Annotated in this window: 14 protein-coding genes; 6 read left to right on the top strand and 8 right to left on the bottom strand. The window is 60.4% G+C overall.

Going from position 1 to position 14631, the window contains the following annotated elements; translation table 11 throughout:
- Positions 1-2 precede the first annotated feature (2 nt).
- The 3 genes from RAE07_RS11155 to serS form a co-directional block, all read right to left on the bottom strand.
- On the bottom strand, positions 3-1727 hold the full coding sequence (locus RAE07_RS11155; RefSeq protein ID WP_034655573.1) for a glycerol-3-phosphate dehydrogenase/oxidase: 1725 nt from the start codon (positions 1725-1727) through the stop codon (positions 3-5).
- Positions 1728-2023: 296 nt separating this feature from the next.
- Positions 2024-3559: a lysophospholipid acyltransferase family protein gene (locus RAE07_RS11150; protein WP_317001821.1), complete on the bottom strand. Its 1536-nt coding sequence runs from the start codon at positions 3557-3559 to the stop codon at positions 2024-2026.
- A gap of 101 nt (positions 3560-3660) precedes the next feature.
- The gene (gene serS / locus RAE07_RS11145; protein WP_023020092.1) at positions 3661-4917 is read right to left on the bottom strand and encodes a serine--tRNA ligase; all 1257 of its coding nucleotides are present in this window, start codon (positions 4915-4917) and stop codon (positions 3661-3663) included.
- Between the two features lie 65 nt (positions 4918-4982).
- Here serS and RAE07_RS11140 point away from each other — a divergent pair, with 65 nt between their 5' ends.
- The 3 genes from RAE07_RS11140 to RAE07_RS11130 are packed head-to-tail and all read left to right on the top strand — an operon-like array spanning position 4983 to position 7189.
- Positions 4983-5732: a GntR family transcriptional regulator gene (locus tag RAE07_RS11140; RefSeq protein ID WP_023020093.1), complete on the top strand. Its 750-nt coding sequence runs from the start codon at positions 4983-4985 to the stop codon at positions 5730-5732.
- Between the two features lie 36 nt (positions 5733-5768).
- On the top strand, positions 5769-6842 hold the full coding sequence (locus tag RAE07_RS11135) for a septum formation family protein (RefSeq protein WP_023020094.1): 1074 nt from the start codon (positions 5769-5771) through the stop codon (positions 6840-6842).
- Positions 6842-7189 carry a metallopeptidase family protein gene (locus RAE07_RS11130; RefSeq protein ID WP_317001820.1) on the top strand — a complete coding sequence of 116 codons (348 nt, stop codon included), beginning with the start codon at positions 6842-6844 and terminating at the stop codon, positions 7187-7189. The genes RAE07_RS11135 and RAE07_RS11130 overlap by 1 nt, the downstream gene beginning before the upstream one ends.
- On the opposite strand, the gene RAE07_RS11125 is transcribed toward RAE07_RS11130, so the two are convergent.
- Positions 7186-7839: a histidine phosphatase family protein gene (locus RAE07_RS11125; RefSeq protein WP_317001819.1), complete on the bottom strand. Its 654-nt coding sequence runs from the start codon at positions 7837-7839 to the stop codon at positions 7186-7188. The genes RAE07_RS11130 and RAE07_RS11125 overlap by 4 nt on opposite strands.
- 9 nt (positions 7840-7848) lie before the next feature.
- Positions 7849-8745, bottom strand: a complete 897-nt coding sequence (pheA, locus tag RAE07_RS11120) for a prephenate dehydratase (protein ID WP_317001818.1) — start codon at positions 8743-8745, stop codon at positions 7849-7851.
- A 33-nt stretch (positions 8746-8778) separates the two neighbouring features.
- Here pheA and RAE07_RS11115 point away from each other — a divergent pair, with 33 nt between their 5' ends.
- The 3 genes from RAE07_RS11115 (at position 8779) to RAE07_RS11105 (ending at position 11912) form a co-directional block, all read left to right on the top strand.
- The gene (locus RAE07_RS11115) at positions 8779-9915 is read left to right on the top strand and encodes an amidase (protein ID WP_317001817.1); all 1137 of its coding nucleotides are present in this window, start codon (positions 8779-8781) and stop codon (positions 9913-9915) included.
- Positions 9912-10610 carry a CPBP family intramembrane glutamic endopeptidase gene (locus RAE07_RS11110; RefSeq protein WP_317001816.1) on the top strand — a complete coding sequence of 233 codons (699 nt, stop codon included), beginning with the start codon at positions 9912-9914 and terminating at the stop codon, positions 10608-10610. Before RAE07_RS11115 ends, RAE07_RS11110 begins: the two co-directional genes overlap by 4 nt.
- 63 nt (positions 10611-10673) lie before the next feature.
- Positions 10674-11912: an LCP family protein gene (locus RAE07_RS11105; RefSeq protein ID WP_317001815.1), complete on the top strand. Its 1239-nt coding sequence runs from the start codon at positions 10674-10676 to the stop codon at positions 11910-11912.
- Between the two features lie 48 nt (positions 11913-11960).
- Here the strand turns inward: RAE07_RS11105 and RAE07_RS11100 are convergent, their stop codons facing one another.
- The 3 genes from RAE07_RS11100 to RAE07_RS11090 are packed head-to-tail and all read right to left on the bottom strand — an operon-like array spanning position 11961 to position 14553.
- Positions 11961-12881 carry a DUF5926 family protein gene (locus tag RAE07_RS11100; RefSeq protein ID WP_317001814.1) on the bottom strand — a complete coding sequence of 307 codons (921 nt, stop codon included), beginning with the start codon at positions 12879-12881 and terminating at the stop codon, positions 11961-11963.
- Positions 12882-12901: 20 nt separating this feature from the next.
- A complete protein-coding gene (locus tag RAE07_RS11095; RefSeq protein ID WP_301733075.1) occupies positions 12902-13606 on the bottom strand; it encodes a glycerophosphodiester phosphodiesterase family protein in 705 nt (234 codons plus the stop codon).
- A complete protein-coding gene (locus RAE07_RS11090) occupies positions 13606-14553 on the bottom strand; it encodes an L-lactate dehydrogenase (protein WP_179387159.1) in 948 nt (315 codons plus the stop codon). Before RAE07_RS11090 ends, RAE07_RS11095 begins: the two co-directional genes overlap by 1 nt.
- Positions 14554-14631 lie beyond the last annotated feature (78 nt).

Raw genomic sequence — 14631 nt, 5'->3', positions numbered from 1 at the left:
ACTTATACCTCGTTTTGGGTGGGTCGGGCGGATCCTGCGCGTACCAAAATGTCATTGGCCTCACGGTCAGTTACCGCAGCTTCTGCTTCAAGTTCGGCCTGGGTGTGGGCCTTGAATTGGGATACCTCGCGCTCCTTGTCGGCGTCGCTCCAGCCCAGCAGCGGTGCTACAAAATCAGCAACGGCCGGGGCGGCATTTACGCCGCGGTCACCAAACTCGATGGCGATACGCAGACGGCGGGACAGGATGTCCTCCAAGTGCAATGCACCCTCGTGGGTGACGGCGTAGCGGACCTCGGCCCACAGGTAGGACTCTGCACCTGGCACTGGCTCGAGCAGGGAGGCGTCCTCAGTAGCTGGCGCTAGGACCTCGCCCAGCAAAGAGCCATAGCGGCCGAGCAGGTGCTCAATGAACTTCTCGCTCAGGTTGTAGCGACGGGCCAGAGATGGGACTTGGTTAGCTAGAGCATGGTAGCCAGCGGCACCCAGGATCGGGGTTTGCTCGGTGATGGACTCTGGGACCTTGGTACCCAGTTCCTTCACCGCCAGGTCCACGGCATCCTTACCGATGACGCGGTACGTGGTGTACTTACCGCCGGCGACAGAGACCATGCCTGGGGCCACGCGTGCGACGGCGTGGTTGCGGGAAAGGTTGGTGGTGGAATCGGACTTGCCGGACAGCAGCGGGCGCAGGCCGGAGTAGACACCCACGATGTCATCGCGGGTGATCTGGCGGCGTACGCGCTGGTTTACCTGGTCCAGAATGTAGTCAATATCGGACTTGGTTGGTGCCGGATCTGGCAAGGAGAGACCCTTTTCCCAATCGGTATCGGTGGTACCGATAATCCAGTACTCGCCCCACGGGATAACGAAGAGGACGGACTTTTCGGTGACGAAGCACAGGGCTGCCTCTGCATCGAGCGCATCCTTCGGTACGACGATGTGCACGCCCTTCGAGGCGTGCACGGTGAACTTGCCCTCCACGCCGGCCATCTCTTGAATCTTGTCATTCCACACACCGGTGGCATTGATAAAGACCTTGCCGCGCACGGTGGTCTCGCGGCCGGTGGCGGTATCGCGAACCTTCGCGCCTACGATGCGGCCGCCGCGGTCCTTGTCAAAGCCAATGACCTCGGTATTGGTACGTACATCGGCACCATACTCGGCGGCGGTACGCAGCACGGTCATGGTATGGCGGGCGTCATCCACGAGGGTGTCGTAGTAGCGCACGCCGCCCACAATGGCATCATCCTTCAGGCCCGGGGTCACCTTCAGCACGCCCTTACGGGTCAAGTGCTTCTGCATTGGCACGCTCTTCGATCCGCCCATGAGGTCATAGAGCGTAAATCCACCGAACATCATGACGCGCTCCCATACATGGTGGGTCAGCGGGAAGATGAACTTCAACGGCTTCACCAGGTGAGGTGCCAGGGTAGACATGTTGAGCTCGCGCTCCTTGAGGGACTCTGCCACGAGGCGGAAGTCAAACATTGCCAGGTAGCGCAGGCCACCGTGGAACATCTTGGAGGAGCGGGAAGAGGTACCTGCGGCGAAGTCGCGTGCCTCAATGACGGCGGTCTTCAGACCGCGGGTGGCGGCATCCGCTGCCGCACCGGCGCCTACGGAACCGCCACCAATAATGACTACGTCGTAGTCCTCATCTGCGTACCCGTTCCATAGATTTTCAAAGTATTCAGGGTTAAAGGATTGATTGCTTTGCTGGATCATTACTGACCGCATCTCCTTCCTTGGTGCTTGCATGTGCCTGGGCCATTGGTCCGTGAATGAGATGGCATAAGCACAGCTAAAAGCAGGTAATTATGGGTTCGGTGGAAAGTATCGCACCGGGGCTACAGAGACTTCATCTCCTAAAATATATGTTAGGGGTCACCGACTTGAGTTACACATGTGGTTACTCACACGTAAGTTTCAGGCCCGTAAGCAGTCAGTTTCCTTAAAATACTTAGACTTCCAAAAAGAAAACCACCCCCTCGCGGGGGTGTAAAGCGGACGAAAAACTGTCGCTATTTCTTCGCTAAACGTGCCATCGCCTCGAGTACCTCTGACATTCCGGCCTTTTCTGCCGAGTAGGTTACCGCTTGAGCACCCTTAACCACCTCTATCGGGGCAGTTTCCAAAGCCACCACCGGCATCCACTCAAGGAAGTCCTCATCCCCCGGCTCATTTGCAAAGACTAGAGTCTCTTCCGGCTCATCCTGCAGATCCTCTAGGATGCGCTCCACGCCTTGTGCCGCACTGGCGGCAGTAACGGACATTGCTGCAGCATCGAGGCGTGGCTGTGCAACATCCTCATCAATGACAATGGTCCACACGGCTTGCGGGACATCCACATCGCCCGCGGGCGATACCACTATGAGAACTTCGGCCGCCGGGTAGATATCCGCAAAAGCCTTGCGCAACCGCGGGGTCAGTGCCCCATCCTCCCAATTCAGCGCACTACTGTGCGCTACCACCACACGCGGGATGGAGGAGAATTGAGCCTTCATGCGGTGCGGCAGGCGCGAGACGATAAGCCGGGATTGGGTAGCTGCTGCCAAAAGGCCCTGCTCAGCTTTAGAACCGGCCCAAATCTCTTTGCTGCTGGCGGTAATGGAAGCCTGGGTTTGCGCCACATCAGATTTCAGTTGCGCCATAACATCCGCGACCTTATCGCGGCCTTCATCCAAACCACGTGTTGCCTCTTCCACCACGGCGTTCAGATTGGCTTTGATCCAATCCAAAGTCTCTGGGGCGGTGCGCGCCTTAGTCTTGGGCGCATCCTCTTCATCCCCCTTGGCGGCGGCCATGCGGTTGCGCACTAGGTCAACCGTGGTGACGGATACGCGTTCTTTAAGCCCCACCAGATCATCACGTAGCCGGCGTACGCGGTGGCGCTCAGTTTCTACTTCAGCATCCCGCTCCTCCGCTTCTTCGAGGGTGGGAGCGCCGCCGCCCTTGCGGGCGGGCACCCAATAATCGCCCGCTGGCATGGGGCCAAATTCAGCTTCGTACTGTTCCCATAGCCCTTCCAAAGCCTCTTGCATTCGGCGCCTAATCTCCGCGGTATCGGCTTCCGCATCACCAGTGGGATAGTACGGTTCTAGGGCAGTGATAAAGACTGGAGTCTTCGGCCGTCCCAGATTCTTTTTATGCCCCTTGGTCCACAGGCGCTGGGAGCCGAAGATGACCTGCGGGATTACCGGCACCCCAGCCTCATAGGCGATACGGGAGGCACCACTTTTCATGCTGCGGATTTCGAAGCTGCGGGAAATCGTGCCTTCAGAAAACACCCCGACAAGTTCGCCCTCTTTAGCGAGCCGAACCGCCTGCCGCATTGAGGCATTGCCATCGATGCGATCAACTGGCACATGGTGCATGGCCTTGAGCAAGGGACCCGCTAGTGGGGCTTTAAAGATGCCAGCCTTTGCCAAGAAGCGCACGAGGCGCTTTTTGCGGTAAGCCAAAAAGGCCCCGAAGAGGAAGTCCATGTAGCCGGTGTGGTTACAGACCAACACCGCGCCGCCTTCATCGGGGATATTTTCTTCACCCGAAAGGCGCATTTTTAATCCCTGCGCCAGAGTCACCCCCCTACCAATGTGAGTGATCTGGCGATACAGGAAATTCGTCGCAGCGTTCATAACTCTCCAGGACGACGGCGGACTTACTGCGGGGTGAGGACATCCTTGCCCACGAAGGGGCGCAGGGCCTCAGGGACAACGACAGAGCCGTCGGCCTGCTGGTGGTTTTCCAAGATAGCAACTAGCCAGCGAGTAGTCGCCAGGGTGCCGTTCAAGGTAGCTGCGGTCTGGGTCTTGCCATTCTCGTCACGGTAACGGGTGGACAGGCGGCGAGCCTGGAAGGTGGTGCAGTTCGAGGTGGAAGTCAGCTCGCGGTAGGTGCCTTGGGTAGGAACCCAAGCCTCATTGTCGAACTTGCGGGCCGCCGAAGAACCGAGATCGCCACCGGCAATGTCGATGGTGCGGTAGGGCAGCTCCATGGCTTCAAGCATGTCCTTTTCCATGGATAGAAGGCGCTGGTGCATTTCCTCCGCATCTTCAGGCTTGCAGTAAACGAACATCTCCAGCTTGTCGAATTGGTGGACGCGCAGGATGCCGCGAGTGTCCTTACCGTGGGAGCCGGCCTCGCGGCGGAAGCAGGAGGACCAGCCAGCGTACTGCAGCGGACCGTTAGAAAGGTCGATAATCTCATCCTTGTGGTAGCCGGCAAGGGCCACCTCAGAGGTACCGACTAGGTACATATCATCGGCTGGGAGGTAGTACACCTCATCGGAGTGCTGTCCCAGGAACCCGGTGCCGGACATAATGTCTGGGCGAACTAGAACTGGCGGAATCATTAGCTTGAAACCAGCTTCGCGCGCCTTCTGTGCTGCAAGCATAAGCATTCCCAACTGGAGGAAGGCACCGTCACCAGTGAGGTAGTAGAAGCGAGCTCCACCTACCTTAGCGCCACGCTTGACATCGATAAGGCCCAGGGACTCGCCCAGCTCAAGGTGATCTTTCGGTTCGAAGTCGAACTCAGGAATCTGGCCGACCTCTTCCATCACCACGAAGTCATCTTCGCCGCCGGCTGGGGCGCCTTCAACCACGTTATCCAGCTTGTACTGCAGCTCTTCCACCTTGGCCTCAGCGGCAGACTGTGCCTCTTCCGCTTCCTTGACCTTGGCCTTCAGCTCATTGGAGCCCTCTAGCAAAGCCGGGCGCTCTTCCGGGGAGGCCTGGCCGATCTTCTTGCCAAAAGCCTTCTGCTCGGAGCGCAGTTCGTCGGCCTTTTGAATAGCAGCACGGCGCTGCTCATCAGCTTCCAAGAGCTGGTCTACGAGGGAGGGATCCTCACCTCGATTCACCTGGGAAGCACGGACAACGTCAGGGTTTTCGCGGAGTAGCTTGAGATCAATCACGAATGTAAGTTTAGCGTATTGACAACACCTTGCGGTGGTAATAACCAGCGAATTACCATGGAGTTATGTCCGCCGTTCAGCTCCCCGCCCGCACTATTACGGACGGCCCCGTTCCAAAACACGCCCAATTGCACGATATCCTCGAAGAATTGTGCCGCACGACCCTCAAACCCGGCGATACCCTCCCCGGCGAAAGGCTCCTTGAAGAGACCTACGGGGTGTCACGTATCACAGTACGCCGCGCCATCGGTGATCTCGTCGCGGCCGGAAAATTGCGCCGCATCCGCGGTAAGGGCACCTTCGTGGCCCCCAATCCCCTAGTCTCCCGGCTCCACCTGGCCTCATTTTCAGATGAGATGGGCGCCCAAGACGTCACCGCCTCTTCTAAAATCCTTACTAGCGGCCGCAGTAGCGCCCCAGAGGATGCCGCCATCTTTTTTGATACGCCCGCTAACGCCGAACATATTCACCTGCGCCGCCTGCGCTTGGGCGATGGCGAACCGTACTCCATCGACGATGGCTGGTATAACTCCACGTTCGCGCCCAGCCTTTTGGAAAATGACATCTACAACTCGGTCTACGCCATCCTCGATTCTGTCTTTGATGTCCCCATCACCGATGCGGATCAGACGGTCTCTGCAATATCGGCCGATGCGGACACTGCCCCGCTTCTCGACGTCCCCGTGGGCACCCCGCTGCTCCACATTGTGCGCTACTCCCGCTCGGGCGATAGGCCGGTGGAGTGGTGCTCCTCAGTTTATCGCACCGACCGCTATCGCCTGACTACCCGGGTGGCTAGGGAGAACAGTCTCTAGCCAGCATCCAGGTTAAAAGGTAAGATTAGGGGCCTTATGAAGAAATCACCTGCGTGGCGTTCCGCTGTGGCCGTCCAGATTGTCTTGATTGCGGCAATCGCGGCGGCCGTTTTCATGGGCATCTACGGCGTTATCAGCTCCCAGAAATCGGGCAGCGATGAGACCACCGCTGCCCAGCAGCACGATAGCGGGGATAATTCAGAAACCGCTGCCCCTAAACCGGAACCTTTCACCGCCGCGGCCGCTGGTGCCTGCTTGACGTGGGATATCGCGAAAGATGGCTCCGCCACAGGGTTCAAGGAAGTACCTTGTTCCGAACAGCACCGCTTCGAGGTTTCCAAGACCGAAGACTTAAGTGTGTACCCCACCAGCGAATTCGGACCAGATGCTACTCGCCCGGCACTTACCCGCCAACACCAATTGCGCGATGAGCTGTGCGAATCCGCCACCGTGAACTACCTGCACGGCAAGTGGGATCCCAACGGCAAGTACGACGTAGCATCCATTCTCCCGCCGCAGTCTGCCTGGGATCGCGGCGACCGCACCCTACTCTGTGGCCTGCAAACCACCGATGACCACGGCGTACCGCAGCTTAATCACGGCAACGTAGAAGCCTCCGAGCAGGCCAACCTCACCAAGCCGGGCGAATGCTTGGCCATCGATGACAAGCAGGTTCCACACGTCGTTGAATGCGCTAAGCCGCACCAGATGGAAACCGTATCCGTCATTGATGTGGGCAAGCAGTTCCCTGATGGCTACCCGGATGGCAAGGATATGGACAAATTCCTTTCCGATACCTGCACCGCCGCTACCGAGGACTACCTCGGCGGCGAAGAACAGCTCTATCAATCCACGCTGCAACCGTTCTGGGGTTCTATCACCGAGGCCTCATGGAATGGTGGCACCAAGTCCGTCAATTGCTTCCTCGTGCATGCCCGCGCAGGCGGCGGCTTCTCTGCCATCACCGGTTCCGCTACCGGTGGCCGTCAGGCCCTGACTATCGATGGCAAGCCGCCGGAGGAGCGACCTGAGCGCAATCCGCTGCGCGAGGATAAGGACAATAAGCCAGCGCCCGAATCCGCCGCCCCTGCACCAGCCCCAGCACCCTAATGGTGGAGGTTTCGGAAGAGCGCTTCGATGAAATGGTCAACGAGGCGCTGGATCAGGTCCCCGAGGAATTTGTACGTCGCATGCGCAACCTCGTCATCTTGGTCGAAGATGAAAACCCCGATAACCCGATGCTGCTCGGGCTCTATGAAGGCGTGGCACTGCCCCGCCGCACCTTCGACCACACCGGTTTCTTGCCCGATGCGATCTTCATTTACCGGAAGACGCTGCAGCGCTGGTCCGGCAGCGAGGAAGACCTAGCAGAGCAGGTCAAGGTGACGGTATTTCACGAGCTCGGCCACTATTTTGGCCTCGAGGAAGAGGAGCTGCACAGCCTAGGCTGGGGCTAGAGCTCCGTATCTGCCCAACGGGTCAATGTCCACTGCCCAAAGTCCTTGCCGCGGGGCTCCATCACCATGAAGCGACAATTGGGCAGGTAGCCGGTATAGGCAAAGTCGGCATCAACCCCCGTGGCATGCTTGGTGACCACGCGGATGGCCGCGCCGTGGCTAACAAGGATGACATCGTGGTCGTCGGCAAGCTGCGCTGCAATGCCCTCCAGCACCGGCTGGTAGCGCGCCAGCACATCATCCAAGGTCTCGCCGCCTTCCATCCCGGCGCCGCGCTCGCCATCGCACCAGCCACGCATAGCCACCATGTGCGACCGATGGGCATCTTCGCTACCGTCCATCTCCCAGTCACCGGCGAAAATTTCGTGCACGCCGGAGATTACGTCAACGCGCTGAGAAAATTCCGGCATACCGCGCTCCTGCTCAAAGGCGCGTGCCGCCAGCATCGCGGTCTGCTGAGCGCGCAGGGCAATGGAGCATTTAAATTCCACCTCGCGCTCGCCCACCAACTGCGCTAGCTCCCGGCCTACCTCCGTAGCTTGGTCGCGCCCGCGCTCGGTAAGCTCTGCCCCGGGTGGGCGGGTATCGAGGAAGCGGGAAATATTGGAATAGGTCTGGCCGTGGCGCAGCAGGATAATTCTTCCGGACATGCTTCTAGATTATTGGCCCCTGCGCGCCCGCGCTACCCAATCATCCGCCGCTGCCAGATCGCGCGGTGGCTCGCCCGCAGGGGTTGCCGCCGGCCAGGAGCCGAGGAAAAGCAAGTCCTCTGCCCGCAACCACAAGGCCCGCAGCGCCTCTGCCACCGGCTGATCATCAATGTGCCCGATGAGATCCACGTAGAAGCGGTACGTGCCAAAGGCCTCCCGCGTGGGGCGCGACTCAATCCGGGACAGGTCCACCCCGCGGTGCGCAAAGTCCTGCAACGCCCCCACCAGGCTGCCCGGTTCATTTGGCAGGGTGAAGATGACGCTAGTGCGGTCCTGGCCAGTCCTTGCAGTGGGTTTTCCCGGACGCCCCACCAGGACAAAGCGCGTTGCGGCGCCCTCAACATCTGCCACGCCCTGGGCGATGGTCTCCAGCCCAAAGATCTCGGCGGCCCGCGCCGGCGCTGCGGCCGCATCCGCTTCCCCACGGGCTACAGCCTCGGCCGCGGCGGCATTGGAGCTGGCCGGCACGAACTCTACCTTCGGCAGATTGTCTTTTACCCAGCCGCGAATTTGCTGGAACGCCACCGGGTGGGTGCTCAGCCGCGCAATGTCGCCCGCGCCTTGCCGGGTCATGATGCTAAAGGCCACGGGGATATCCACCTCGCGGTAAATCTGCACTGGTTCGGCTTCAACCAGCGCATCAAAGGTGGTGGTGACCGCGCCGTCGACGGAATTTTCAATGGCTACGCAGGCGTACTCGGCTTGCCCGGCGCGCACGGCGGCCACGGCCTCCGAAGGCGAGCCAACCGGCATGGTCTCTACCTGCGGCAGGTGCGCGGCAAACTTATGCACGGCCGCTTCCGTAAAGGTTCCGGCCGGCCCCAGGCAGGCGATGGTGGTAGTCATGCACGTCACCTTAGCCCACTAGACTGGTGCCCTATGGACTTTTCCGTAGAACAACTCCGCGCGGATCTGCACGGCCTTACCCCCGAGGAGCACGGTTTCACCTACCTGGATGTGGACCGCGAGCCCTCCGGCCGCGGCCGGCTGAACGGCTGGGTCCTCTCCGCCAAGGACCTCTGCGATGTCCGCGGCATGCCTACTACTTTGGGAAATGTCGATCGCACTTACTACCCCGAGCACAGCGATGCCTTCATTGAGGCCTTGGAGAAGCAAGGTGCGCGCATCATCGGTAAGTCCTCCACCCCGGAGTTGGGCCTGCGCGTGGATACGGAACCGGTGGGCCTGCCCCATCCCGATAATCCCCTTTATCCCGGCTGCACACCGGGTGGTTCCTCGGGCGGTGCGGCGGTACAGGTCGCGCGGGGGTTGCTGCGCGCGGCGCACGCCAGCGATGGCGGCGGTTCCATCCGAGTGCCGGCCGCGGCCTGCGGTGTGGTGGGCTTTAAACCGGCAGGAAAAGAACTGGGTGTGCAGGGCTTTATCACCCGGACCGTGGCCGATAATGCCTTTCTGCATGGCCACCGCATGATCACCCCGCGCGCCCGCATCGGCCTGCTGGTAGAGCCGCTGTTTTGTGATGCCAACGTCGATGCCCACCATCTGCGCGCCGCCCGCGAGGCCGCCCAACGCCTACAGGAAGCCGGCTTCACCGTGGTGCCCATCTCCCCGTATCCGCAGGCCCGGGCCACTTTTGCGCATTTCCGCACGACCTTTACCTCCCGCTTGGCGGGGCTCAACCCGGCGGCAGGCTACGCCGAGTGGATTGCTCAGCAGGGCCGGCGCGTAAGCTCCGCTGAGCTGGCCGCGGCGCGGGCGCATGTCCGGCGACTACCCGGCTTGCTGGCCGAGGAATGGGGCGTCGATGCCATCCTCACCCCAATGCTGACCACGGACCCGCCGCGTATTGGTTCTTTCCTGTCCCTGCCCCATGCGGAGAATTTCGCGGCCCAGACCCGGTGGTCGCCGTGGGCTTCCCTGTTCAACATGGCCCGTCTGCCAGCCATTTCCGTACCGTGGGCCGTACCCAATCACCCGCCGGTGGGCGTACACCTGGGAGGCATTACGCTTTCCGACGCCGCCCTCCTCGGCCTCGCCCACATCCTGCACCCATGACCAAGTCCCTACGCGCCGAGCTGCTCATCGTCCTCACCCTCACCTTTGGCATTTCCGGGGTGCGGGCGGTATTGAACCTCATCAATTCCCTGGCCTCCCCGCAGCGGCTCGACGAGCAATCGGTCACGCTCAATTCCAGCCAGTCCTCCCTTGCCTGGGTGGATATGGGCCTACAGCTGTGCTCCGCCGCTGTTCTCTTTTCCTATGGAGCCTTAGCGCTTTTCCTGCTGGCCAAGGATCACGTAGTGCCCCGGCCCCACCGCGCCCGCGACTGGCTCGAAGGCGCAGGGCTTGCCGCCCTCATTGGCGTCCCGGGACTCGCCCTGTATTTCGCGGCGGTGCATTTTGGGTGGAGCAAGGAGGTCATTCCCGGCGACTTCGCCAATGCCTGGGTGGAAATCCCCGTTTCCCTCCTCAAGGCCGCTGCCAACGCCTTCGCGGAGGAAACCGTGGTGGTGATGTGGCTTATGACGCGCTTGCGCCAGGCCCGCTGGTCGCTGCCAGCCACGCTGGCCGCAAGCTCCATTCTCCGCGGTTCTTACCACCTCTACCAGGGTATCTCCGCTGGATGTGGCAATATCATCATGGGGTTAATCTACGGCTATTACTACCACCGCACGGGGCGGGTATGGCCTTTGGTCATGGCGCATTTTCTTATCGACGCCGTCGCCTTCGTGGGTTATTCCTTCCTGTGAAAATGCCCTTAAGGGGACGTCGCGAAGCAGGCGTTGCTCCCTGCTCCTTGTAAGGTATAGCGCATGACTGAATCAGGACGAGATCCGCATAGGGAGGCCCGCCGCGCCGGCGACGACTCCTCCACTGAATTCGTCCTTGGGGCCGATGGACGTCCCCTCAAGGATCGATACGGCCGCCCCATTCGACGCCGTTCCCCCGCCCGCCCGGCGCCGCGGCGCGTGGAACCCGAGCAACAATCCTTCCGCGCTCCGCAGCCACAGCAACAGCCCCCACGCCGCACTCCGCCGCCAACACCGAGCCGCTACCCCAGCCAGTACCGCGCGCAGCAGCGCCCGCCTCGTCGCACCACGCCGCGCCCCGCACCCCGGCAGCGCCCGCACAGCCGGCGCAAAAAGGTCAATCCGGCCAAGCGCGCCCTCGGGTGCGTTGGCTTGGCGCTCGTCGTCCTGCTGGTATTCAACCTCGTCTTCATGTTCTGGACCGATGCCCGCCTCACCCGCGTGGAGGCGCTACCAGAAGAACAAGTGTCTAATACCGCCGGCACCAATTGGTTGCTCGTCGGTTCTGACTCCCGCCAAGGCCTCAGCGAGGAACAGCAGGCGGAACTGGGCACCGGTGGTGATGTGGGCGAGGGCCGCACCGATACCATCATGCTGCTGCACATCCCTCGTACCGGCAAGGCCAAGCTCGTTTCCATCCCGCGTGATAGCTACGTGGAAGTCCCCGGTTTTGGCATGGACAAGATCAATGCCGCCTTTACCTACGGTGGACCGCAGCTCCTTGCCCAAACCGTCGAGGGCGCGACCGGTTTGCGCATCGACCACTACGCCGAGATCGGCATGGGTGGCCTAGCCAATGTGGTCGACTCCGTGGGCGGCGTAGACGTGTGCGTGAAGGAACCCATCAATGACCCGCTGGCCGGCATTGATCTCCAAGATGGCTGCCAGAAGCTCAAGGGCCGCGACGCCCTCGGGTACGTGCGCACCCGCGCCACCGCTATGGGTGACCTCGACCGCGTGCAGCGCCAGCGCGAATTCTTCTCCGCTTTGCTGGATAAGGTGGCTTCCCCGGCCACCATTATCAACCCATTCCGCGCCTTTCCCTTGGTCAACCACACCGCCTCCTCGTTCATCGTGGGTGAGGGCGACCACGTCTGGCACCTCGCCCGTGTGGCACTTGCCATGGGCTCGGGTGTGGAAACAGAGACCGTCCCCATCGGCGGTTTCCAAGACACCGAGGTAGGAAACGTTGTCCTCTGGGACGATGAAGCAGCCACCGGGCTGTGGGATTCCCTCAAATAGGGATCAAAAATGGCCCTTCCTCTACTGGGAAGGGCCATATTCTTGTCTTTAGCGCAGGGTCACCTGGCGGGACTTAATGTTTTCTAGCTGCTTGCGCTCATCGGCGCTCAGCTGAGCATCATTAGAGATTTCTTCCTCCAAGGCCTTGTCCACGCGGGTGAGGTGCTCCTCATAAGAAGCGTAGTCAACCTCTGGATCCAAGTCGAAGACCGGAGCGATGAGACCGTGGGTGCGGAAGACACCAGCAAACTTGGTGCCCTCGCCCAAGTTCAGCTCGCCGCGGGCAGCGACGCGCGCCAGTGCGTTCAGGAATGCGGATTCATCGTCATTCGGGCGGACCCAACGAATGTGGGCCTTGCCGCCGCCGGCATTTGCCCAGAAGGCCGCACCAGTGATGTTCTCGCCTACCTGGTGAGACTCGATAACGGAATCATTTGCGGCGCGTAGCGACTGCGCAATCTGCGGGGTGACCTGTGCTCCCTCCGGAATCCACCATTCGAAGTCCTGGTGAACCTGCACGTCGAGGGTAGCGGAGGCATCGATAAGCTCCTCCAGCTTCGGCTCCGAGCCATCAGCCGCAGTGGATTCCAGGGTGGCGCCAGGCTCATTATTCTTCACCCAGTTGAGGGCAAAGGCGAGGTCGCGGCCCGGGTTATGGGTATGCGACTGTACCTGCAAGCCCACGAAGGCATCGCCGCCAAATTCGGCATCACGAATTAGCGCAGCAGAAGCACCCGGCAAGACGGTGGCTACATATACGTTCTTGTCGCAGCCCTTGACCTCAAGCTTGGCAAAAGCGGAGGGGACGAACTCCTGCATGGCGACCAGGCTGGCCTCTGCAGCAAGTCCACCGTAGGGGCGGGGATCCTTTTCTAGGGCAGCGCGCTCCTTGGCGCGGGCGGCGAGCTTTGCCTGGCGGCGGGACATGCCATCAGGCAGCTGTTCCTTGTTCTTTTTCTTCTTGGCCATGCTTCCAAGATACCTGGTTACTAGAGCTCAATGGCATGCAGGGCCACTTCGGGTTGGTTGGTAGCGAGCATATCCACCCCATTGGCCCACGCCCACTTCATATCCTCCGGCTTATCTACGGTCCACAGGTAAGTAGGCAATCCCTGGGCACCGATAATTGCTGGCTGTAGCTTCGCACGCAGCAAGGATACGCCCAGCGCGGTGGGCTTGGACAACATCACATCGGGCCGGTTGACGTGGCGTTCCCAATCGCGGCGGAGATAAATCCGGTCCATATGCGGCGCCAAGTTTTGCATCCGCCGAATGGCATGGTGGGAAAAGGAAATGATGTGGATCCGGGGATCGTCGAAAAGCCCCGCATAACGCAGGCGCAGCACCGTTTGCTCCTCCAGGATGTCGCCCTGCCCGGAGGGGTGCTTGGTCTCGATGTATAGGTGGTGCGGTTTGCCCTCGAGTAGCTCCAAGAGTTCATCGAGAAGCATCATGCGTTGGCCCGAACCGATGTCAACGCCGCGCAAATCTTCCCAGTCCATCTTGGAAATGCGGCCGGGGCGCCCCGCGGTGCGGTCCAACGTGGGATCGTGCTGAACCACTACTTTTCCATCGCGCGTCAAGCGCACATCGCACTCGACGCCGTGAATTGGCAAATCTAGGGCTTTTTCAAAAGCTAGAGGGGATAGCTCTGGATATTTTCCGGAGTATCCCCTGTGAGCGACAATCTTCACTAGCCGAAGAACTCTTCCTTGATGTCATTCAGGGTCTTGGCAGAAGCATCGAAGCGCTCCTTTTCGTGCTCACTGAGCTGCAGCTCAATCGCGCGCACGATGCCGGAACGGTTGATGATGGCAGCGGTGCCGATGTAGAGATCCTCTACGCCGTATTCACCCTGCAGGTAAGCAGATACTGGCAATGCCACGTCCTGGTTCTGGATGACGGCGGCGGTGATGCGGGCCAGGCCCATGCCGATGCCAAAGGAAGTAGAGCCCTTAGCGTCAATGATGGAGTAGGCGGCATCACGGGTATCTTCGAAGATCTTCTCGATGCGCTCTGCATACTCCGGATCCGAGTCCAGCTTCTTGGACATCGGGACACCAGCGATATTCGCGGTGGAGACGGCCGGCAGCTCGGAATCGCCGTGTTCGCCCACGATGTAGGCGTGTACGGACTTCGGTGCAACATCTTCCAGCTCGCCCAGCATGTAGCGGAAACGAGCGGAGTCCAACACGGTGCCCGAGCCGATGACGCGCTTATGGTCCAGGCCGGAAGCCTTCCATACGGCGTAGGTCAGGATATCCACTGGGTTGGAGGCAACCAGGAAGATGCCATCAAAGTCATTGGCCATGACATCGGAGACGATGCTGTTCATGATCTTGACATTCTTGCCCACCAGGTCGAGGCGGGTTTCGCCCGGCTTCTGTGCGGCACCGGCGCAGATGACGACCATATCGGCGTCTGCGCAATCGGCGTAGGTGCCCTTGGTGACGCGGGTGCGGGTAGGGGCCCAGACAACACCGTGGTTGAGGTCCATGACGTTGCCTTCTAGCTTCTTTTCATCGATGTCGATGATTGCCAGGTGGTCAACGATGCTTTGGTTGATAAGAGCGAAAGCGTAAGCGACTCCTACGTCGCCGGCGCCGATGAGAACTACCTTGTTTCCTACATGATTTGCCATAACCCCATTGTGCAACTATTTGGAGATCTTTGCACGGGCTAGATCTCACTCTGAAATTCCCACCGAAATCTGGGACAA

It is taken from the genome of Corynebacterium nasorum, from assembly GCF_032821635.1.
GTDB lineage: Bacteria > Actinomycetota > Actinomycetes > Mycobacteriales > Mycobacteriaceae > Corynebacterium > Corynebacterium kefirresidentii.
Note: the sequence above shows the minus strand (reverse complement) of the source record. Positions and strands in the feature narration are given on the sequence as shown.

Coding starts and splice junctions, on each gene's coding strand:
- RAE07_RS11150 (WP_317001821.1), bottom strand. CDS start 3,559: ATGCGCCTTTCGGGTGAAGAAAATATCCCCGATGAAGGCGGCGCGGTG.
- RAE07_RS11090 (WP_179387159.1), bottom strand. CDS start 14,553: ATGGCAAATCATGTAGGAAACAAGGTAGTTCTCATCGGCGCCGGCGAC.
- RAE07_RS11155 (WP_034655573.1), bottom strand. CDS start 1,727: ATGATCCAGCAAAGCAATCAATCCTTTAACCCTGAATACTTTGAAAAT.
- RAE07_RS11110 (WP_317001816.1), top strand. CDS start 9,912: ATGACCAAGTCCCTACGCGCCGAGCTGCTCATCGTCCTCACCCTCACC.
- RAE07_RS11135 (WP_023020094.1), top strand. CDS start 5,769: ATGAAGAAATCACCTGCGTGGCGTTCCGCTGTGGCCGTCCAGATTGTC.
- RAE07_RS11130 (WP_317001820.1), top strand. CDS start 6,842: ATGGTGGAGGTTTCGGAAGAGCGCTTCGATGAAATGGTCAACGAGGCG.
- pheA (WP_317001818.1), bottom strand. CDS start 8,745: ATGACTACCACCATCGCCTGCCTGGGGCCGGCCGGAACCTTTACGGAA.
- RAE07_RS11125 (WP_317001819.1), bottom strand. CDS start 7,839: ATGTCCGGAAGAATTATCCTGCTGCGCCACGGCCAGACCTATTCCAAT.
- RAE07_RS11140 (WP_023020093.1), top strand. CDS start 4,983: ATGTCCGCCGTTCAGCTCCCCGCCCGCACTATTACGGACGGCCCCGTT.
- RAE07_RS11105 (WP_317001815.1), top strand. CDS start 10,674: ATGACTGAATCAGGACGAGATCCGCATAGGGAGGCCCGCCGCGCCGGC.
- RAE07_RS11115 (WP_317001817.1), top strand. CDS start 8,779: ATGGACTTTTCCGTAGAACAACTCCGCGCGGATCTGCACGGCCTTACC.
- RAE07_RS11100 (WP_317001814.1), bottom strand. CDS start 12,881: ATGGCCAAGAAGAAAAAGAACAAGGAACAGCTGCCTGATGGCATGTCC.